Here is a 19,459-nt window from a genome sequence, read left to right as displayed (position 1 = left end):
CGTGGGAGGGGCCGGGTTCAGGCGAGCGCGGGCAGCACCTGGGTCGCGGTGTAGAGAGCGACGCCGAGGACCAGGACGGTGAATGCCGCCTGGAGCCGGCCGGTGTCGACCCGGTCGGCCAGTCGTGCTCCGGCCACGGCTGCCGCCGCGGAGACCGCGGTCAAGACGACGACGGCCGTCCAGTCCGGCTGGACACCGGAACCGGATCGGACGGCGAGGGCTGCGGCGCTGGTGATGGTGATAACGACCAGCGAGGTGCCTGCGGCGTACTCGATGGGAAGCGCGAGCGCCAACAGGAGTGCTGGGACGACCAAGAAGCCGCCGCCGACGCCGAGGAACCCGGTCAGGGCGCCGACGATCGTGGCGGTGCCCAGTACCTTCAGCGCCCGGGGGCACTGGCAGGCGAAGGTCGGGCTGAACGTGATGATCGGGTCATCTAGGGCGGGGCGCGCGGCATGCCCCGCGGCACCGTCCTGACTGTCCTGACTGTCCTGACTGCTCTGACTGTCCTGACCGTGACGTATCTGACGCCACGCCAGGATCACACCGACCAGCAGCATCAGGGCAGCGAAGGCGGCCAGCAAGAGGTCCTCCGGGACGCGGGAAGATGCCGCCGCTCCCAGCACCGCTCCGCCGGTGGCGACCAGCCCGAAGACGAACCCGCGGCCGAGCAGCACATTGCCTTCCCGGTGGGCAGCGGCGGCCCCGATCAGGGAGGTGAGGCCGACCACGACCAGCGATCCAGTGGTCGCCTGGGCGGGTGACTGGTCGAGCAGGTAGACCAGCACCGGTACGGCCAGGATCGATCCGCCACCGCCGAGTGCCCCCAAGGAGAGCCCAATGAGCGCACCGGCGGCTGCAGCCACGAGCAGGGTCATCTCAGGCGTCGGACCCGTCGGGATCTTCCCCGGGGGTGACCATGTGCAGGCCGACCTTCTCTGCGTTCTCGAATGAGTCGTGAATCGCGACCGGGGTGCGGTCTGCGGCAGCGATGAAGGAGGCGGCGATCGAGGAGCGGTAGCCGCTGGCACAGTGCACCCACACCTCACCGGCCGGTATCTCCTCGAGGCGGTAGGGCACCTCGTGGATCGGGATGTTGAGGGCCCCGGCGATCGCGGTCCCTTCGTGCTCATCGGCGCGGCGCACGTCGAGCACGACGACCTCGCGGTGATGGCGCACCTGAGCCAGGTCGGCGAAGGTGGCAGTGGGGAAGCTGCCGAGCTCGGCATCGGCCCAGTTCTGCGGACCGCCGGTGGCATGGGCGGCCGGTCGGTCGATGCCGATACGAACCAGCTCACGTTGAGCGGTGGCGACGTCCTCGGCGGTCTCCCCGAGCAGGGTCACCGGGGTGCCCCACTCGATGAGCCAGCCCAGATAGGTCGAGAAGGCGCCGTCGAGACCGAAGTTGAACGTGCCTGGGGCGTGCCCGGCCGCGAAGGCCTTGCGGTTGCGAAGGTCGAGGACCCACTCGCCCGCCTCGATACGGCGGCGCAGCTCTGTCGCATCGGCTTCTCGAACAGGGGAAAGGTCCGGCGCGTCCGGGCCGGCGGCGTTGGCGGGGCCCATGTGCACGTAGTAAGCCGGCCACGCACCCAGCCCGTCCAGCAGCTCGCGGACGTAGGTCTCCTCATCCTGAGTCAGCACCGGGTTGGACCGCTTCTCCTGTCCGATGGTGGACGCGGTGGCGTCGGACTGGGTCGCGGAGCAGAACGAGCCGAACCCATGGGTCGGGTAGACCTCGGCGTCATCGGGCAGCTCAGCGGCGAGCTTGTGGGCGGAGGCGTGCTGGTGGCGCACGAGCTCGCCCGTGTGCTCCTCACCGAGCAGGTCCGGTCGGCCGGTGGCGCCGTAAAGCAGGGAGCCACCGGTGAACACGGCGTACGGCTCCTCCCCGTCGGGCCCATCGAGAGAGAGGGCGTAGGAGAGGTGGGTGAAGGTGTGGCCGGGAGTGGCGATCGCCCGGACCCGCATCCGCGAGCCCACCTCGACGGCTTGACCATCGGTGATCGAGGTGCGGTCGAAGGAGACCTCGTCCTCGCCATTGACCACATACGCCGCGCCGGTCGCCCGCGCGAGCGCCAGGCCGCCGGTGACGTAGTCGTTGTGGATGTGGGTCTCGAAGACGTGGGTCAGCCGGACCTCGTCGGCCTCCAGCACTTCCAGCACCCGGTCGATGTCGCGCTGCGGGTCGATGACGAGGGCGATCTCGCCGTCGTGCACGACGTAGGTGCGGTCCCCCAGGGAGGGGGTCTCCAGAGTGCGTACGGTCACGCCTGTGACCGGGCGCTGCTGCGCTTCCCCCGTCGCCGAGGCAGGGGCGGTGGGCTCGGTGTTCGTGGGCTCGTTCATGGTTCGCCTCACTTTTGGATCGATCGCCCGGAGCGGATCCAGGCGCTTGTTCCGCCGGCGACGTTCGTTGCGTCGTAGCCGGCTGCAGTCAGAACCTCGGTCATCGCGCTGCTGCGGTTGCCCGAGGCGCACACCACGTGCACCGGACGTTTGCGGTCGATCTCACCGAGCCGGGTCGTCAGCTGACTCATTGGGATGTTGACCGCGCCGGGGACGTGGCCACGGCGGTACTCGACGGGCTCTCGCACGTCGATCAGGGTCGCGCCCTGCTCGAGGGCCGAGGAAAGGTGCTCGACGGTGGTCTCACGCATGAAAGGGAACTCCTTGGGCGAATCGGCTCGTGGCTGCCACTACAATCTAACCCCCCGGGGGGTTAGATTCGAGCGTAACAGAACCCCCATGGGGGATGTACAGTTGATGGTGCAGACCACTCACCCATGCAGTGATCGGTACCCGGGAGGGAACGCCCCATGACGAAGTACACGCTCCAGACCACGGTGAACCGCCCCTACGAGGAGGCGGTCGAGGCGGTGCGCGGCGAGCTTGCCGCCGCCGGGTTCGGCATCCTCACCGAGATTGACCTCAAGGCAACGCTGAAGGCCAAGCTCGACGTCGATGTCGCCCCGCAGGTCATCCTGGGCGCGTGTCGCCCCCAGTTGGCCCACCAGGCGCTACAAGCCGAACCGTCCATCGCCACCCTGCTGCCCTGCAACGTGGTCGTGCGTGCCCTCGACGACACAACCACGGTCGTCGAGGCCTTCGACCCCGAGGCGATGATGTCTCTCGCCGGCCAGGCCGGCGACACACTCCGCACTGTCGCGACCGACGCACGGCAGCGCCTGACTGCGGCCCTGGCCGCCCTGGAGAACAACTGATGGACCTCGAACCCACCGAGATCAAAGCGATCATCACCCGAATGAAGCGCGCGAACGGACACCTCGCCAGCGTCATCCGGATGATGGAGGAAGGCTCCGACTGCGAGTCGGTGCTGACCCAGTTGGCCGCTGTCAACAAGGCCCTCTCCCGCGCCGGCTACGCCATCGTTGCCACCGGACTGCAGCAGTGCCTCGAACAGAGCGAGGAAGGGCTGGAGGACGTGGACGTCAAGAAGATGGAGAAACTGTTCCTCGCCCTCGCCTGAGCAAGGCCGACGACCAACGTCGAGACCAGATGCCGGCCTCCGGCTCGAGCCACCAACAGCCGGTTCGATGACCTTCTCAACGACGGACGATGGCTCCGCCGGTTTCCACTGTCTCGACCATTTGAGGTCATCGGACTCGTTCGAGACCGACAGTCCGGCCGCGCGGGCCACTCGGGTCAGCGGTTTGTATCGATAAGCAGCCGTGCTGCGTCTACCGATACAAACCCACCACCATTGGGGGACTGATGAAACTCAACATGGGACGTGCAGACCGCTCCATCCGCCTGTTCGTCATCGCGCCGGTACTCGTTGTCGCGGGCATCATCCTTGGCCCACTCAGTGCACTGTCACTCATCTTCTACGCACTCGCGGCGGTCATGGCCGCAACCTCCGCGGTCGGCACCTGTCCGCTGTACCTGCCGTTCGGGATCCGCACCCTCGGCCGCGCAGGACGCTCGCCCTCAGCCCCCACCGCGGCGGGTGAATCTCGCCGTTGAGTTCAGACCTCCTCGACCAGCTGGTTGCGGAACTCCCACGGCTTGGGGCCTACGCCTGGTCGGTCACCGGTGACCGACACAGAGCCGAGGACCTGGCGCAGGAGACACTCGCCCGTGCTCTTGAACGTCGCGAGACCTACCGGCACGAAGCGCCTCTGGGAGCGTGGCTGCGCGGCATCCTCCACAACCTCGCCATCGACCAGGGGCGCCGCCAGCGGGAAACGCCCCGCGAGGACGTCGCAGCCTTGGCCGACACGGCCTGGCGCGACGACAGCTGGACAGTGGACGCCGCGGTCGTGATCGAGCGCGCAGAAACAGCCGACGAGCTGCGCGACGCACTGCTGGCCCTCCCCTTCATCTACCGGTCCGCGGTCGTGCTCCACGACATGGAAGGCCTCACCGTGCCCGTGATCGCCTCGATCCAGTCCATCTCCCTGGCTGCCGCCAAGCAACGTCTGCGTCGCGGACGAATGATGCTGGTCACCGCCTTGGCAGAGCTGAAGTCTCGCCCCCTGGATCAACTGCCGTTGCGCTGTTGGGACGCTCGCTCCCAAGTCAGCGCCTACATCGACAACGAACTCTCGGCCGCGAAACGCCAACGGCTAGAAGCGCACCTCGCCAGCTGTCCAACCTGCCCCCCGATCTACGCCAGCTTGGTCGGCGTCACCGCTGCCCTAGGCGCCCTCGCCGACGAGGCCGCCCTAGGTCCGAACCAGATCCAACGGGTCCGCGAAGCGCTGCAACAACGACACAAGGGCGACACCAACGTTGGACCGAGCGCAGCACCCTGAGCATGCCTCCCGCCGCGTGCAGTCCCCCGGGACCATCGGCGCCGCGTATCACCGTTCATGACCTCCGGCAAGGCTCCCCGGACTGGACCCGTACGCCCGCCGTAGCTGAGACATCAGGCGTGGCTGGCACAGCATCTCAAGGCTTCTGAAGGGGTACCGGGCGGCTCACAGCCAACCCCAGGAGGGGATATCCCATGTCCACCGATGCCCAGTCCGCCAACTCGATGACGTCAACCGAGCCGCGAAGCCTGATGACACCGGGAATCGTCCTGGGCGTTGGGATTGGCGGGTTCGTCGACGGAATCCTGCTGCACCAGGTGCTGCAGTGGCACCACATGTTGACCTCCACAAACACCGACAACGTCGGTATCCGCTACTACCCACAAACCACCGTGCACGGCCTGCAGATGAACACCGTGTGGGACGGTCTCTTCCACACCTTCACCTGGGTCATGGTCCTGCTCGGGATCGCCCTGCTCTACTCCCGTGTCCAGCACTCCCGAGGCAGGGTGTGGGTCGCCCGAGCCCTGTGGGGCTGGATCCTTGTCGGATGGGGCGTATTCAACCTGGTCGAAGGAATCATCGACCATCACATACTCGGAATCCACCACGTGCGCAGCGGAGACAACCAGATGGCGTGGGACCTGGCCTTCCTCGCTCTCGGGGTGCTACTGGTGATCGCAGGATGGCTGCTACAACGCGGCGCCAGCTACACCGACGCCACGAAGTCACCGAACCGCCCCACCACCACCCGCTCCTGAGGTCGCCGTGAGTTCCATCATCACCGCGATACCCCGCGCCCAGGCAGACGTACTCGCCCACGGACCAGAGGGGCACAACACCGGGATATGGACCGACACCGTAGGTGTTCTGAGCGTCTGGTTTCCGCTGTTGCTGGTCGCTTCCTTGGCCATCGGCTACCTATGGTTGAGTCTGCGTGAACGAGGTCGCCGCGGCTGGCCCATACACCGGATAGCGCTCTACCTATTCGGCTCGGCCCTCATCATATTTGCTTTGAGCCCTGGATTCGACGGCTACGCCGACCGTGACTTCGGCGGCCACATGGCCCAGCACCTGCTGCTGGCCATGATCGCTCCACTGGCCCTTGTGCTGGCAGCACCCATCACGCTGTTGCTGCGCCAGCTCCCCCACCGCCAGGCGCGACGGCTAGGCCGGCTGCTGCACACGCGCTTCATCCGCGTGCTCTCCCACCCCTTCTTGGCACTGCTGCTGACCAGTGGCGGCCTGATCGCCCTCTACTTCACCCCGCCGTACGCACTGAGCACCGAGCACGACGCCGTCCACATCGCCGTCCACGCCCACCTCCTCGCCTCAGGACTGCTGTTCGCCTGGGCGATCGCAGGCCCCGACCCCTCCCCGGGCCGTGCCTCAGTACGACTGAGACTGGTGGTCCTCGCCGTTTCTATCGCGATCCACTCAACAGTGGCCCAACTGATCTTCGCCGGCCTCCTTGTCCAGGTCAGGGAGCCCATCGCCGAGATGCAGGCTGCGGGAAACCTGATGTACTTCGGAGGCGACATCGCCGAGCTGCTGCTCGCCGTGGCCCTTCTCCTCACCTGGAAGACAGCACCATCCTCATCGCGCTCAGGCCATCGATCGTCGCGTGCGCGCCACGAGCGCCTGGCTCGAACTGCCACTCCTGAAGGGGCATGAGCACAACTGTGTTGACGGACCTGCTGCCATTGGCCACGACCCTGGAACCTGAGGGTCTCCTTCCCGCGCGCCAGCAGATGGCGCTCTCGCTGGGATGGCACATCGTCCTAGCTTGTTTCGGGGTCGCGTTCCCAGCGATGATCTTCGTCGCGCACTGGCGCGGGATCGCGCGCGGGGACGCGGTAGCTCTCGGCCTCGCCCAGCGCTGGGCGAAAGTGTCAGCGGTGCTCTTCGCGATCGGCGCGGTCTCCGGCACGGTGCTGAGCTTCGAGATGGGCTTGTTGTGGCCGGGGCTGATGGGTGAATTCGGCGATTTGCTCGGGTTGCCGTTCGCGCTCGAGGGCCTTTCGTTCTTCGTAGAGGCAATCTTCCTCGGGATCTACCTCTATGGCTGGGGCAGGATGCCGCCACGTCAACACCTGCTGATGGTGGTACCGATGGCGATCGCCGGTGTGGTCGGCACATTCTGCGTGATCTCGGTCAATGCCTGGATGAACGCACCTAGTGGTTTTCGCATCATCGATGGAGAGGTCACAGACATCGACCCGTGGGCAGCGATGTTCAACGGCATCGTCGTCCTCCAGTTCGCCCAAGGACTACCCCAAGCTTCGCCAATCGCGTCGCCGCAGCGGCTCCAAAGGTGATGCCACCGCAACCTCACCACTCGATGGTCACTCCCGTTGTTCCCCGGGGCGCCGGACTGTCCGTTACGTTGCCCACGAACACACGCTCGACAGCGGACGCTGTCGCGCGGCTCCTTACCCGGTTGCAAAGGCCGAACCCGGTGGGAGTGCCGCAAGTCTTGGCCTATCCCGGTAGATCCCCGTCTGCCGGGGCAGACCTCTTTCATTCCCGCTCCTCTGGGCCACTCGCGGGCCTCCGTCGTCCCTGGGGTGTGTGACCATGACGATCCACAAGCTGGCCGCGGGCTCGGGGTATGAGTACCTGACCCGGCAGGTGGCGGCTGGCGACTCCACCGAGCTCGGCAGCACCGCGTTGGCTGACTACTACGAAGCCGAGGGCGAGGCACCTGGCCAGTGGGTCGGGGCAGGGCTCGCCGCGTTCGCCGGAGACGGGATCGGCTCGGGCGATGTGGTGACGGCCGGGCAGATGGGGCACCTGTTCGGTGCCGGGGAGCATCCGGTCGCTGGGCGGCCGTTGGGTCGGCGGACACGGTCGGATGGAGTGGCTGGGTTCGACCTGACCTTCAGTCCGGTGAAGTCGGTCTCGGCGCTGTGGGCGGTCGCGCCACCCGAGATTGCGCGGGCGATCGAGCAGGCCCACGATGCCGCTGTCCACGACGCGTTGGCCTATGTCGAGCACGACGTGCTGTTCACCCGGGAAGGGACCGATGGGGTCCGGCAGGTCGAGACCCGGGGTCTGATCGCGGCGGCGTTCCGTCACCGGGACTCGCGTGCCGGCGACCCGGACCTCCACACTCATGTGGCTGTCGCGAACAAGGTGCAGGCGAAGCACTCAGGTCGATGGCTGACGGTCTACGGGCGTGTGTTGTTTCAGCACACGGTGGCGATCTCGGAGACGTACAACACCGCGCTCGAGTATCGGCTCGGTGAAGCGCTCGGTGTCATGTTCACTGAGCGTGCGAATCCTCGAGAGCGGCGCCCGGTCCGCGAGGCCGTGGGTGTCTCCGCCGGTCTGTGTCGATTGTGGTCGCGGCGAGCCAGGGACATCGACCGCCGCGAGAACGACCTGGTGACCGCGTTCGTCGTCGAGCACGGTCGGCCGCCGACCGAGCCGGAACGGCTCCGGCTGGTGCAGCAGGCCAATCTCGAGACGCGTGCCCCCAAGCACGAACCGCGCGCCGAGGCCGATCAGCGACGACTCTGGCGCCGCCAGGCATCGGAGTTCCTGGGCAGCGAGTCGACCCTCGATGCGATGATCCGTACGGCGCTGGACGTGTCTCGGTCGGATCGCGGTCCGCGCTCTGGCGGACCCATGGAAGCGCATCTGATCCGGGCAATGGCGGTCGCCGTGATCACCGAGCTCGAAACCCGTCGAGCGACCTGGCAGAGCTGGCACCTACGGGCCGAGGCCGAACGCCAAGTACGAATGGCGGGATCTGGCAGGGTCGCCGCCGACGACTTACCCGCCCTGGTTGATGATGTTGTGGTCGCGGCCGTGGGGATGTCGGTGCCTCTCACACCCGATGATGATCCCGTCCTTCTGAGGGCCGATCTTCGCGAGCCGGGTGGCCTGCGGCGCTCAGACGGAACCAGTGTCTACCGGCACACCGGTGCTGATCACTACACCAGTCAGCGGATCCTTCAAGCCGAACAGCTGCTGGTCGACGCGGCCGGGTTGGGTAGCGACTTCGCGTTCTCTCCGGAGGAGATCGACATCGTCCTGGCGGCCAGCACGGTCGCCGGGGTGCGGCTCAATGACGGGCAACGTGCGCTGGTGCATGCGCTGGCCGGCGGCCACCGGGTCCGGCTCGCCCTAGCGCCTGCGGGGTCGGGGAAGACCACCGCGGTCGAGGTCTTGGCTGCGGTGTGGACGGCCAACGGCTATGACGCGATCGGGCTGGCCCCGTCCGCGGCCGCCGCGAAGGTACTCCAGGACGCCACTGGCCTGCCGTGCGAGACCCTCGCCAAGATCGACGACGAGATCCTCACCCAAAACCACGCCGGTCGAGACCATCGCAACGGACTGAGCACCCGCATCGGGCCCGAGACCCTGGTCGTGATCGACGAGGCAGGGATGGCCGACACCCTGACCCTCGACCGCGTGGTCACCTTCTGCCTCTCACGCGGTGCCATGATCCGGCTCTTGGGCGATGACCAGCAACTCTCAGCGGTCGGTGCCGGTGGTGTGCTGCGGGATATCGCCCACCGGCACGGTGCCGACCGGCTCGAGGAGGTCGTACGCTTCATCGATCCCGGCGAGGCCGCAGCCTCCCTCGACCTTCGCGACGGCGACCGGGCCGCGATCGGGTTCTACTTCGACCACGACCGCGTCCACACCGGCGACGAGGACACGACGATGGCCGAGGTCCTCGCCGCCTGGCAACACGACCGAGAGCATGGCCTGGACGCACTCATGCTGGCGCCCACACGAGACATGGTCGCCACCCTCAACCAACTGGCACGCACCCAGCGTCTCGGCGGCGTCGACCCGCGGACCCAGGTCGAGCTGGCCGATGGCAACCAGGCATCCGTCGGCGACACGATCATCACCCGCCACAACCAGCGGCGTCTCGCGGTTTCTGGCACCGACTGGGTCAAGAACGGTGACCGCTGGACCATCACCCGCGTCCGCCGTGGCACATTGACCGTCCGCCACGCCACCACCGGCCTGACCGCGGTGCTGCCCGCTGACTATGTGGCCGACCATGTCGAGCTCGGCTACGCCTCGACCGTCCACACCGCCCAAGGCCTCACCACCGACGTCGTCCACGGGATCGTCGATGGCCGCGAGGACCGGCAGATGCTGTACACGATGCTGACCCGCGGCCGGCTTGAGAACCATGTCCATGTGGTGCTCGAACCGGTCGATCCGGTCGATGCCGATCGGGAGCAGTGCACGCTGCCAGGGATAGAGGAGCAGCTGACCGCGATCCAGGTCCTCGACGAGGTGGTGGCTCGTGACGGGGCTGCGGTCTCGGCCACCACCACGCTCCGCCGCGGTCGCAGCTGGTCCACCCAGCTCCACGACGCCTCCGTACGTTATGGCGACGCGGTCACCACCGGAGCACAACGGGTGCTCGGAAGCGGTTGGGAGGAAGCCATCGAGGCGGCGGGCGTGGGCCCGCTCCCCTGGCTCCCGTCAGTTCCCGCTGGCCTCGCGCGCGACGAGTCGTGGGGTCCCTACCTCGCCGCGCGCGCCCGGCACGTCGAGGTGACCGCAGACGGCTTCCTCAACCACGCGCATGGCGCCGACGCACCGACTGCGATGAAGAACGGGAAGCGTCCCGCCTGGATCGCCCGGTATGCCGATGTCCTCGGCGACCTCCACGACACCGTGGCGCTGTGGCGGGCTGCCCACGACGTGCCGGAGGACGATCCGCGCCCGACCGGGCCAGCCGTCAACGACCCGATCGCCGCTCGTTTCCAACGCCACCTGTTACGGCAGCTCACCGTTCGCCACAGCGACTCGGTCCGCCGCTGGCACGAGCTGATCATCCACCGGACAGGAACCCCAGCCCAGGACGACCACACCAGAGGCGAGGCCATCGAACTCGCCCGCATGCTCGACACACTCCATCGCCGCGGCCACGACGCCAGCGGACTGCTCGACCGTGCCCTCGCCAGCCGTGCTCTGCCCGAGAGCCATGCCATCGCCGCCCTGACCTACCGCATCCGCAAACTCACCCCACACGACCCGCTTCAGTCACGACGCGAGTCAGCCGGGCACGCTAGCCCCTCGGCATTCGGCCTGTGACCCACCCCGTCACGTTCGGACCCTATCTCGCTCCAAGAGAGCCTCGTCTTCTGGGAAGTCTGCCGATTCCCCACGGGTCCCTCGCCACGGTGAAGGTCTTGACGACGCTGTCTCGGCAGCAGCATCCGCTGCGTGCGGTGCAGAAGTCCTGCGTTCGCGGCCTCGCAGTCGGATCGCGCCCGGAGCCGGTCTACCCGCGGTTCTGCTCGATGGTCCCCGAATCATCGCCCTAGGCTCAGGGCACGTGACAGCACGACTCAATGACACCCAGTTGGCGGTGCTCAACTGGCTTGCGAGGGATCCCGGTGCCGGCGAAGCGACGAACCCGCAGCGGCTGACCGCACGCGCTCTGGAGAGGCGAAGGCTCGTCAAGATCAGGGGCCGTGGACCCCGATGGCATGCAACGCTCACAACCGCCGGCCTCCATTACCTCGAGCATGGGGCATACCCGCCCGGCCACTTCTGGTCGCAACCCGAGCCGGTGTCCAAGGCGCCTGCAACAACACCGGCACGCGAGCGGCCTGGGAAGAAGAAGGAGGCCAAACCCGAGGTCGACCTCACCATCGACTCGCCAGCCGGTAAGCGACGCCGAGGAGGCCGGCCAGCAGGAGACGCGCTGTTTTCTGGCGACGTGAGCGATCCGTACGATGAGAAGATCCTCATCACTGTCAAGGAGGCCGCGTGGATGCTCAGTCTCCCTGAGCATGCGATCCGTCAGGCAGTCTCGCTCGGTGATCTTGACCGCGTCTTCATCGGCGAGGGCGCGAGGAACTATCGGATCGTGTACGGATCGCTGCTCGCCTGGGTGAACTCGATGCCGCGAGAGTCCAGGAAAGGCTGGTGGTGAAGATGCGGCCCGAGCACTGGGAGCCGCCCGACCCGCCCAAACTGCTCGTATCGGCCCGACGGGTTGCAGAGGAGTTGGACGTCCCCATCTGGAAGGCCAACGAGATCTGCTGGTGCCTCGACCGGCGCTTCTACGCCCCAGGCCAGACCCACTACCGGGTCACCCGAGCATCACTCGACGCCTTCAAGGCACTCCTGGCTGACGGCATGACGACCCTCGGCGCACGGTCGGTCATGTGGCACTTCAAGCAACGGGGAAGCTTGCCGCCGCCAGATCTCGGCAAAGAAGAGCGAGACTGGATCTACTGGCACTCCCGACAACGCCGGCCGAACCGCCGCTGGTGAGAATCGAACCGCTGCCAGGCGCCAAACCTCATGCAGACTCCACAGGATCGTGTCATCACGACCTGCCGGGTCAGGCTGCACCGATCTCCCGGCCCTTCTGCTCTGAACACCCACGCTCCCAGCTGGTGTCGTCGGTCCACACCGCGGCATAGATCTTCAGCCGGTCCAACGAACGCGCAGCGCGTCGCCGCAGCGTACGGGCCGCCTGTGGGTGGTCGCGGGCTACCAGCTCGACGGCCGCAGGTGTGGTCAAGCCGAGTCGTCCGCGACGTGGCGGTGCGCTGACGGTCTCGGCGGCGGCGGCGAGCTCGTGGAGTAGGCGCACATCCTCCTCCTCGACAGCGTGGTCGCGGATTGCCTGGTCGAGGAACTCACACAACTCCACCTCCGGCGCGACCTCCCCCTCCAGGTCTGCGCGATCGTTGGCGAAGCTCGCGAGCATGGCAAGCTCGTCAGTGAGCAGCACATGCTTCCAGTGGCGGTCGGCACGGCTACCGACACCGAGGGAGGCTGTGACCTCGCGTCGGGTCGCGTTCAGGAGTGCCCGGGCCAGCCACGGCGTTCGTAACCGATGCGCCTGACAGGCCTGCACCCACAGCTCGGAGGCGACCAGTGCATCGATGTCGAGCGACAGGTCGCTCAGCCCTTCTGCGACCCTGCACGCTCCAGGGATCAGGAGCCACACCAGGGCTGCGACTGCTGACCGGTCGCTGGCGGTGAGAGTCGCCAGAGTCCGTAACACCGCCGTCTTGTCCGCGACATCGGCCTTGCGGGTCCATTCTCTGAGGTCAGCGAGGTCATCGACCACGGCCAGGCGCGGGTCGACGGCGCACCATCGTTCCCATCCTTCTCGCGCTTCGGCGAGCAGCGGTGACGCTGGATCGTCGAGTCCAAACTGGTCTGCAACGCTCATCGAGTCCCCCATTCCTGGTTGTCACCAGGTAGGTGCACCGCACAAAGACGCCTCTTGAGCGTGCCAGATCCGAAGAGTTATGTTTTGGTATGGCCATCGGCCACGAGGGCTCGCTGTTGAAGGCCGCTCGCGTTGCTCGCGGGCTGACCCAAGAGACGCTCGCGCGCCGAAGCGGAACGTCACAGCCATCGCTGTCGGCCTACGAACGTGGCACGAAGTCGCCCACCCTGGCGGTCCTGGAGCGGATCTTGCGCTGCCTCGACTTCGAGCTCGCTCTAAACGAGCGGATCATCTTCCACCAGATCGAGGTCGCTGGGCCCGGGCGATCCACGGCCCTGGTGCCGAACCGGCTGTGGCGGTTGTCGCCCGAGCGGTGCTTCGCGCCGCTATGGGTATGGCACGGTCGCGATCACAAGGTGTTCTCCCTGGGTGACCGCGACAAGCGGGCTGCTGGTTATGCCTGGCTGTTGCGCTACGGCGACGAAACGCAGCTCTTCGAGCACCTCGACGCTGCACTTCTGGTCGACGTATGGCCCGATCTGGTTGACGGCCTGCCTCCGGAGATTTGCGAGGCGTGGTGGCCGTTGATCGGCTGGACCAAGGATCAAGCCATCGAGGAGCTGATCCTCGCCGACGCTCAGGCATGGGGGCAGGACTACCGACGCCGAACCGCGACCCGCGCGAAGAGGCTGCGGGTGTTCCGGCGGCTGGCCGAATACGGGTTGGACCCCGATCAGATCCGAGCGCTGATGCGGCACTGGTGACGGACCCGGCCATCACCACCGGTGTCGACACACCCGGGCAGCATCACGCGGCGGTGTCACCGTCATCAACCTCCTGCTCGACCCGCGCGATGACCTCGTCCTCCCCGGGTGCGGGCGGGAGGGTGAGCAGGGTGCCGTCGGGGTTCTCCCGGCGGAAAGTGCGCTCCATGTGCGAGGCCGGGGTCCGGTCGATGGTGGTGTCGACCTCGATGTAGAAGCCCTCGGTGATCGCCGATGAGGTGTGGCCCAGGAACGTGGCTGCCGCATCACTGTCCATGCCACGGGCGATGACAGTTGCTCCGGTGCGGCGGTACCAGCGCAGGCTGATCCCGGAGTCACCCAAGCCCGCGTCGACCAGAAACTCGCGGAAGGTGCGGCGTACGTTGGGCGGGACCAGCGGGCCACCGGTGCGGCCGGCGAAGATGGTGCGCTCAGTTGGGACGCCGCGCAGCCGGCGGCGGATCACCGCAGCAGCGAACTCCGGGACCGGGACGAGCCGGTTCGAGGAGTCGGTCTTGGGGCGTTCCTGGCGGAAGGTGCCTTTCTTCTTACGCTGCACCACGGTGCCTGTGACCGCGGCGATCATCCCGGCCGGGCCGTCGGTGATGTCGCAGGGGCGCAGGGCCAGCACCTCGCCCGGGCGCATCGCGGTGCCGAGCAGGATCTCGATGATGTCTCGGACCTGGCCGTCGGGTTTCGGGCCCGGCAGCCCGGGCTGGGTGCGCCAGTTGGCGGCGGCCTCGCGGATCTTGCTGACCTGTTCGAGGGTGAGCGCCTTCGGCTTGTTCTTCACCGCTCGCAGCCGTGAGGTGCCCTGGACGGGGTTGCGGTTGATCGCGTCGTGGCGCAGTGCGTAGCCGAAGAGCAGGTTGAGCACAGTGCGGGTCTTGCGGGCGCGGGAGGGCGAGTCGGCCTCCTGGGCATTGAGTAGCGCCTCCACTCGGCCTGTGGTGAGTTCGGCGAGGGTGAAGTGCTCGAACGCGGGCATGATGTACAGGCGGACTTGGTCGCGGTAGTGGTCCTTGGTGCCGTCGGCCAGCTCCTTGGTCTCCAGGTCAGCGTCCCAGCGTTCGACGAGGGTGGTGAACGGCGCGTCGGGGCGCAGGTCGCCGGCGTGACCGAATCCGGGGCGGCGTAGCAGTCGCTTCTTGAGTTCACGCCGTGCCTGCGGTGCTGTCTCTCGGCTGACCCGAACCTGCCGGACCCTGCCGTCGGCATCGCGCACCCGGGTCTCAGCGATCGTCTTCTCACCCTTACGGCGAGTGGTGATCGTGCCGTAGGTGCCGATGTCGATGCGCGGTCGAGTCATCACCGCTCACCCCCGTCAGCCGGCCTCCGCGTCGGGACGATGACGTTGGGCGTCCTCCTCCTCCAGGCTGGCCAGCCAAGCCTCGATCTCGCCCGCCCGGAACCGAAGTTCGCGGCCGACTCGGAATCCCCGCGGCCCGCGGCCCTGGGAGCGCAGGTCGTAGAGGGTCTGGATGGGGACGTGGAGGTGGGCGCAGAGTTCGGAGAGGGTGAGCACGTCTCCGAACGGCGCAGTCGCGGCGTGGGCGTCGTAGGCGTCGGGGTTGTCGTGGGCGTTGTGGTTGGTGTCCATGCACCCCAAGGCACCGAGCCTGCCGCGAGTGGCCGAGACGGCCCGAGGAACCTCGACCATGTCGTCTCGAGCTGAGCGGTGGTTTGGCTGAATTCGCGGAGTAAACGCGGAGCGGGCATCTGTTCATCCTTGGTTCTGGATGACGGATGCCCGCTCTGACCTGGTATTTCTTGGTGGAGCTGAGGGGATTCGAACCCCTGGCCTTCTCATTGCGAAGGTTTGGAGACCCAGAACTATGGGTTGAGAACACCTGGCAGGCGTTGCATGTATTGCATGTCGTTTCACCCTCGGGGGGAATCGGGGGGGAATGAATCGGCGAGCGTGCAGGCCTTCCGAACATGTGCGTCAATACGTCGCGCTGCATCACGCGGCTCGACCATGGATGTATCGAACCTGAGGTCTGCCTCTCCCAGTTCGGGCGTCGCCCGCCATGCCTCCAGACGCTCTGCAACGTCCGCACTCCCCCGCTGCCGCAACCGATCGACTGCGACATCCTCCGGACACCAGAGAGAAACGACAACCCAACGCGCTCCACTGACCGCCGTGGCTACCGCGTCGACCGCCTCGACCTGTCCTAGGTGGAGGACCGGCACCCCATGGCCGAGCGCGTCGATCAGGCCAGGCCTGTCAACCGCATAGGTCGCACCGTAGCGGCTGTTCTCCCACACGACGCCGCCGCGCTCCCGTAGTTCTTGGAGCGCGGCGCTGGTCGTAATTCGGTAGCCCTCTCGGCGACCCTCGCCGACCTTGATTCGCGCGAAGTGGACGTAGTCATCCGACAGCGCTCGAAGGGCAGCGTCGACGGTGTCCTTCCCAGCGGCCGGCGGACCGTAGAGGATCACCCCGCGAGTCATTTCGCGGGCACCTCGGCGAGCGTTGCTATCAGTCGCGCCGCCTGATCCTTAAGAGGCTCCGCAGATGTCGAATTGTCGATGACGTGATGGTCCACGACTGGACGGAACGTGAGGTCAATCGCCTCCATGTACGCGTCCCAGGTGGCCAGCTTGTGCGCGTCACGAGCTGCACCCCGACGACGTACATAGGTCAGCATCGTGTCCGCGTCACAGGTGACCCACACGACGGTCATGGGTAATCCGTCGTCCGCAAACTGCGCCTGCTGGCGCGCGAGCCACGACGCGTCCTTGAACTCACGCAAGAAGGGAGCCGTGACGACGGCACCAGCGCCGCATGCCGTGTTTTCGTGCGCCGTCGACATCAGCGCCTCATACTCACGCGGCCGGACCTTTGACAAATAGGTCTCCGACTCCCGATCGCTCGACTCAGCCCCCAACGCCTCAAGAGCCACCTCGACAACTGGGCGGGTGATGGTGTCCTTGTCGATGATCATCCAGCCCGTCAGCCGGGTGAGGATGCGCCCGAGCTCGGTCTTGCCGCTACCCGCGTAGCCGCCGATCAGCAGAGCCCGGGGAGCCGCCTCGCTCACCTTGGGCGTGAGGTGCGCAGATCGCACGATCCGGCGCGAACGCGACTGGTTCTCCACCAGCCCCATCTCTGCGAGTGCCTTCATCGCCTCATTGACCGTCCAGACGCTCGCACCCGTCTGCTCGGCGAGCGTTCGGGTCGACGGCATGACCTCGCCGTCACGTAGGACCCCCGCCTCGATCTGGTTCTGAATGTCGCGTGCGATCCGCTGCTGCTTCGCACCCGCCAGTGCGTCGATTGGCCCGTCTGTCATGCGTCTCCCTAGTTCGACCTTCGCCATTCAGTGTGCTCGTTCTGACCTAACAGTTTCGCTGACAACTGTCGCACGACCCCAGCCCGAGCGGAAATTTCTCGCAGAAACTTCTACCTAACAGTTGACATGGTGAGCCATTCCGTTGTTAGGTAGAACACAGGCAGCCACCCGGCTGCCAGGCCACGGAAAGGGCATGAAGATGATCACGACCACCGCCACCATCACCGCCAACCAGGGCAAGACCCTCGACGCGATGTACGCCGCCTGGCAGACCCGCAAGGACACCGCCGACACGGTCAACCGTGGCCAGATCGCCACCCGGAAGCACCACCACCGCGTCATCACGGGTCTCGCTGAGCGCGGCCTCATCCGCTGCGTCCGGTCCTTCCCGTCCGGCGATGCCTTGTTCGCCCTTACCGAAGCCGGTCGTCAGGTTGCCCGCTCCCGAAAGTACGGAGCCTGACCCACGATCCCCGGGCCCGGGGTGAGCCCCAGAGGCAGCCCCGGCCCGGCCACCAAGCAACACCCGCTCATCACCCGGAAGGAACCACCCCGATGCACACCGACCACTTCGCGAACACACGAGACGAGCCGACCGGAGATGACCTGGCCGCGATTGAAGCCGAGTGGCCGCAGATCGCTGCTGAGGTCGATCTGGTCGAGGCCGAGTGCCGTCTGCTCGCTGACCCGGCCGACGCGCTCGCCAAGCGGGCCCACCGCCGGGCGATGACGGCACTGCTGCACCTGCTGGTCCAGCAGGCCAACCACGACGCGGCGATCTCGGCCGCGCCTGTCTACACGATCACCGACCCTCGCCCGGCCGTCCCGGCCGAGGCCGCCTGAAAGGCATATCTAGTCATGGTTACCGCACCTTTGTTCATCATCTTCCTGATCGTCGCTGTCTTCATGGTCCGCTGGGGCGGCACCCACCCGGGTGTCCTCGCCTTCGGTGCGGTCCTCGGTCTCTCGTTGGCCTCGACCACGATCGGCGCGCCGATCCTGGACGGGATCGAGACGGCGATGACGTCGGCTCTCTCGGCCGCCTCGAACATCGCCGGGGGTGCCCGATGAGTACCGCGAAGTCGTGGGATCTGACCTGGGCCGCAAACATCCTGGAGTGTGTCCCGAACGTGGACGTGCACGGCTTCAAGGTGAGCGCGGGGACGGACGTTCGTCTCGCTCATGGGGCCCCGGAGCGTCGACCCGCTGTGCTGCTGGAGATCGAGCCCGCTGGGCTTGTCGCGGCACAGCTGATCGCCGATGCGCTCTACCTGAGCGAGGATGCCCGGGCCTACGTCGCTGACGCGATCGGGCTGCTGATTCGTCACGACTGGTCCGGTCGGGTCCCTGCTGGCAGTGGCGAGACCACGGTGTTCGTGAAGATGTCGACCACCGAGCGCGTGTGGACCGTCTCGGAGGCCGCAGCATGAGCACCCCTGAGAACCTGGCGAAGATCCCGACATCCAAGCCCGAGATCGCGGCCGCTCTGCGCCGCTGGGCGAAGGGCTCCCTTCCCGACGAGGCTGCGGTCGAGCTGCTGGTCCGTGCCTGGGGCGGTCGCCTGCTGAACGGGTCGTGGGTCCGGGTCGAGCCCGGCGCTGCCTGGATCGACGCCGACCGCGCGGACGGTGGCTACCTCTCCGGGGGTGAGCGTCGCCTGCTGGACATCGCGCTGTCCCTGGCCTCCTACGACCGCACGGTCTGCCTCAACGAGGTCCTGCCCGGCTTGGACCGCACCGCGTTGCGGCTGGTGATCGCCGCGACCGCGCGTGCAGCTGGCGCCTCCTACCCCTGGCCTGACAACACCACCACCGAGAGGTAAAGGAACTAGTCATGAAGATCAACAAGGCAGCCGCCCGGGCCGACTTCAAGAAACAGGCTGCGAAGTTCCGCCGCGAGGCTGAGATGGCCGAGAAGGGAGCCGCGCGCTTCCGTGAGCAGGGCAAGCCTGCCGCCGCGAAGACCTGCGAAGACCTGGCCAAGGTCTACCTCAAGCAGGCCGACATGGCCGAGAACTACAAGTTCCCCAAGTGGGTGAAGTGACGCCATGGCTGTCGAGTACACCGGCCTGTTCGGCCACGGCACCGTCAAGGACACCGCACGCCACGTCGCCCGGACCCACCGCGCGAAGGTCGCGAAGAAGCTGCCCGGCTCCAAGGACCCGCACGCGGGCAAGAAGGCCAAGGTCGGCAAAGCGTCCGACCCGTACCGGAACAAGAAGCCGGTCAAGCGCACCAACCCAGTGGCGAAGGGCTGGTTCTGATGCCCAAGCGCCCCAAGGTCACCGTCATCAGGTCGGGGCCCAACACCCCCGACATCGTCGTCGACCCGTCCGCGAGGACGCCGTATGTCCAGGTCGGCGTCCACACCATCACCCCCGCCGCCGCCCGGACCCTGGCCAAAAACCTGACCAAGGCCGCTGGCCTTGCTGAGAAGGGAGCCTGA

At 66.9% G+C, this 19,459-nt stretch carries 27 protein-coding genes; 19 read left to right on the top strand and 8 right to left on the bottom strand.

The genetic code is table 11. The features are described 5' to 3' along the window. Positions 1-17: 17 nt before the first annotated feature. Genes BJ988_RS27800 through BJ988_RS27790 form a run of 3 tightly spaced genes read right to left on the bottom strand, consistent with a single transcriptional unit; the run spans position 18 to position 2,660 of the window. A complete protein-coding gene (locus BJ988_RS27800) occupies positions 18-878 on the bottom strand; it encodes a sulfite exporter TauE/SafE family protein (RefSeq protein WP_179661045.1) in 861 nt (286 codons plus the stop codon). A gap of 1 nt (position 879) precedes the next feature. Continuing rightward, complete coding sequence (locus tag BJ988_RS27795; protein ID WP_218861162.1) at positions 880-2,349, bottom strand: MBL fold metallo-hydrolase; 1,470 nt, start codon at positions 2,347-2,349, stop codon at positions 880-882. A gap of 8 nt (positions 2,350-2,357) precedes the next feature. Then, positions 2,358-2,660: a rhodanese-like domain-containing protein gene (locus BJ988_RS27790; protein WP_179661044.1), complete on the bottom strand. Its 303-nt coding sequence runs from the start codon at positions 2,658-2,660 to the stop codon at positions 2,358-2,360. 159 nt (positions 2,661-2,819) lie between these two features. On the opposite strand from BJ988_RS27790, the gene BJ988_RS27785 reads away from it, so the two are divergent. From BJ988_RS27785 to BJ988_RS27740, 10 genes are all read left to right on the top strand, one after another. Beyond that, positions 2,820-3,224 carry a DUF302 domain-containing protein gene (locus tag BJ988_RS27785; protein ID WP_179661043.1) on the top strand — a complete coding sequence of 135 codons (405 nt, stop codon included), beginning with the start codon at positions 2,820-2,822 and terminating at the stop codon, positions 3,222-3,224. Further along, the gene (locus BJ988_RS27780; RefSeq protein ID WP_008362732.1) at positions 3,224-3,490 is read left to right on the top strand and encodes a metal-sensitive transcriptional regulator; all 267 of its coding nucleotides are present in this window, start codon (positions 3,224-3,226) and stop codon (positions 3,488-3,490) included. The genes BJ988_RS27785 and BJ988_RS27780 overlap by 1 nt, the downstream gene beginning before the upstream one ends. Before the next feature lie 245 nt (positions 3,491-3,735). Further along, positions 3,736-3,987 (top strand): YgaP family membrane protein, encoded by a 252-nt coding sequence (locus BJ988_RS27775; protein WP_179661042.1) that lies wholly within the window; start codon positions 3,736-3,738, stop codon positions 3,985-3,987. Continuing rightward, positions 3,984-4,778, top strand: a complete 795-nt coding sequence (locus tag BJ988_RS27770) for a sigma-70 family RNA polymerase sigma factor (RefSeq protein WP_179661041.1) — start codon at positions 3,984-3,986, stop codon at positions 4,776-4,778. The genes BJ988_RS27775 and BJ988_RS27770 overlap by 4 nt, the downstream gene beginning before the upstream one ends. Positions 4,779-4,972: 194 nt before the next feature. Next, complete coding sequence (locus BJ988_RS27765; protein WP_218861160.1) at positions 4,973-5,539, top strand: DUF2243 domain-containing protein; 567 nt, start codon at positions 4,973-4,975, stop codon at positions 5,537-5,539. Between the two features lie 7 nt (positions 5,540-5,546). Further along, entirely contained in the window at positions 5,547-6,452 is a 906-nt protein-coding gene (locus BJ988_RS27760; RefSeq protein WP_218861158.1) for a cytochrome c oxidase assembly protein, read from the top strand. Further along, entirely contained in the window at positions 6,449-7,096 is a 648-nt protein-coding gene (locus tag BJ988_RS27755; RefSeq protein WP_218861156.1) for a cytochrome ubiquinol oxidase subunit I, read from the top strand. The genes BJ988_RS27760 and BJ988_RS27755 overlap by 4 nt, the downstream gene beginning before the upstream one ends. 259 nt (positions 7,097-7,355) lie before the next feature. After that, positions 7,356-10,850 carry a MobF family relaxase gene (gene mobF, locus BJ988_RS27750; protein ID WP_218861154.1) on the top strand — a complete coding sequence of 1,165 codons (3,495 nt, stop codon included), beginning with the start codon at positions 7,356-7,358 and terminating at the stop codon, positions 10,848-10,850. A 244-nt stretch (positions 10,851-11,094) separates the two neighbouring features. Next, on the top strand, positions 11,095-11,697 hold the full coding sequence (locus BJ988_RS27745; protein WP_179661039.1) for an excisionase: 603 nt from the start codon (positions 11,095-11,097) through the stop codon (positions 11,695-11,697). After that, complete coding sequence (locus BJ988_RS27740; protein WP_008362758.1) at positions 11,691-12,041, top strand: hypothetical protein; 351 nt, start codon at positions 11,691-11,693, stop codon at positions 12,039-12,041. Before BJ988_RS27745 ends, BJ988_RS27740 begins: the two co-directional genes overlap by 7 nt. Positions 12,042-12,111: 70 nt before the next feature. On the opposite strand, the gene BJ988_RS27735 is transcribed toward BJ988_RS27740, so the two are convergent. After that, the gene (locus BJ988_RS27735; protein ID WP_141782168.1) at positions 12,112-12,954 is read right to left on the bottom strand and encodes a hypothetical protein; all 843 of its coding nucleotides are present in this window, start codon (positions 12,952-12,954) and stop codon (positions 12,112-12,114) included. 89 nt (positions 12,955-13,043) lie between these two features. Here BJ988_RS27735 and BJ988_RS27730 point away from each other — a divergent pair, with 89 nt between their 5' ends. Continuing rightward, positions 13,044-13,718: a helix-turn-helix domain-containing protein gene (locus BJ988_RS27730; protein WP_008362762.1), complete on the top strand. Its 675-nt coding sequence runs from the start codon at positions 13,044-13,046 to the stop codon at positions 13,716-13,718. Positions 13,719-13,761: 43 nt separating this feature from the next. On the opposite strand, the gene BJ988_RS27725 is transcribed toward BJ988_RS27730, so the two are convergent. From BJ988_RS27725 to BJ988_RS27710, 4 genes are all read right to left on the bottom strand, one after another. Continuing rightward, positions 13,762-15,027: a site-specific integrase gene (locus BJ988_RS27725; protein WP_179661038.1), complete on the bottom strand. Its 1,266-nt coding sequence runs from the start codon at positions 15,025-15,027 to the stop codon at positions 13,762-13,764. 15 nt (positions 15,028-15,042) lie between these two features. Then, positions 15,043-15,318 (bottom strand): helix-turn-helix transcriptional regulator, encoded by a 276-nt coding sequence (locus tag BJ988_RS27720; protein ID WP_008362766.1) that lies wholly within the window; start codon positions 15,316-15,318, stop codon positions 15,043-15,045. 281 nt (positions 15,319-15,599) lie between these two features. Continuing rightward, positions 15,600-16,172, bottom strand: coding sequence for a phosphotransferase-like protein (locus BJ988_RS27715; RefSeq protein WP_179661037.1), 573 nt, complete (start codon positions 16,170-16,172; stop codon positions 15,600-15,602). Next, positions 16,169-17,041 (bottom strand): AAA family ATPase, encoded by an 873-nt coding sequence (locus BJ988_RS27710; RefSeq protein ID WP_218861152.1) that lies wholly within the window; start codon positions 17,039-17,041, stop codon positions 16,169-16,171. The genes BJ988_RS27715 and BJ988_RS27710 overlap by 4 nt, the downstream gene beginning before the upstream one ends. Before the next feature lie 166 nt (positions 17,042-17,207). Here BJ988_RS27710 and BJ988_RS27705 point away from each other — a divergent pair, with 166 nt between their 5' ends. From BJ988_RS27705 to BJ988_RS27670, 8 genes are all read left to right on the top strand, one after another. Then, positions 17,208-17,477: a hypothetical protein gene (locus BJ988_RS27705; protein WP_179661036.1), complete on the top strand. Its 270-nt coding sequence runs from the start codon at positions 17,208-17,210 to the stop codon at positions 17,475-17,477. 92 nt (positions 17,478-17,569) lie between these two features. Beyond that, positions 17,570-17,857 carry a DUF6284 family protein gene (locus BJ988_RS27700; protein WP_179656084.1) on the top strand — a complete coding sequence of 96 codons (288 nt, stop codon included), beginning with the start codon at positions 17,570-17,572 and terminating at the stop codon, positions 17,855-17,857. 15 nt (positions 17,858-17,872) lie between these two features. Beyond that, a complete protein-coding gene (locus tag BJ988_RS27695; RefSeq protein ID WP_179661035.1) occupies positions 17,873-18,085 on the top strand; it encodes a hypothetical protein in 213 nt (70 codons plus the stop codon). Then, the gene (locus BJ988_RS27690) at positions 18,082-18,444 is read left to right on the top strand and encodes a hypothetical protein (RefSeq protein ID WP_179661034.1); all 363 of its coding nucleotides are present in this window, start codon (positions 18,082-18,084) and stop codon (positions 18,442-18,444) included. Before BJ988_RS27695 ends, BJ988_RS27690 begins: the two co-directional genes overlap by 4 nt. Then, positions 18,441-18,836, top strand: a complete 396-nt coding sequence (locus BJ988_RS27685; RefSeq protein ID WP_179661033.1) for a P-loop NTPase family protein — start codon at positions 18,441-18,443, stop codon at positions 18,834-18,836. Before BJ988_RS27690 ends, BJ988_RS27685 begins: the two co-directional genes overlap by 4 nt. An 11-nt stretch (positions 18,837-18,847) precedes the next feature. After that, a complete protein-coding gene (locus BJ988_RS27680) occupies positions 18,848-19,057 on the top strand; it encodes a hypothetical protein (protein WP_179661032.1) in 210 nt (69 codons plus the stop codon). Positions 19,058-19,061: 4 nt separating this feature from the next. Continuing rightward, entirely contained in the window at positions 19,062-19,277 is a 216-nt protein-coding gene (locus BJ988_RS27675) for a hypothetical protein (RefSeq protein ID WP_179661031.1), read from the top strand. Next, positions 19,277-19,459 (top strand): hypothetical protein, encoded by a 183-nt coding sequence (locus BJ988_RS27670; protein ID WP_179661030.1) that lies wholly within the window; start codon positions 19,277-19,279, stop codon positions 19,457-19,459. Before BJ988_RS27675 ends, BJ988_RS27670 begins: the two co-directional genes overlap by 1 nt.

Origin of the sequence: Nocardioides panzhihuensis (assembly GCF_013408335.1) — a bacterium.
GTDB classification, from domain to species: domain Bacteria; phylum Actinomycetota; class Actinomycetes; order Propionibacteriales; family Nocardioidaceae; genus Nocardioides; species Nocardioides panzhihuensis.
The sequence above is the reverse complement of the archived record's forward strand: the minus strand, read 5'-3'. Positions and strand labels throughout refer to the sequence as shown.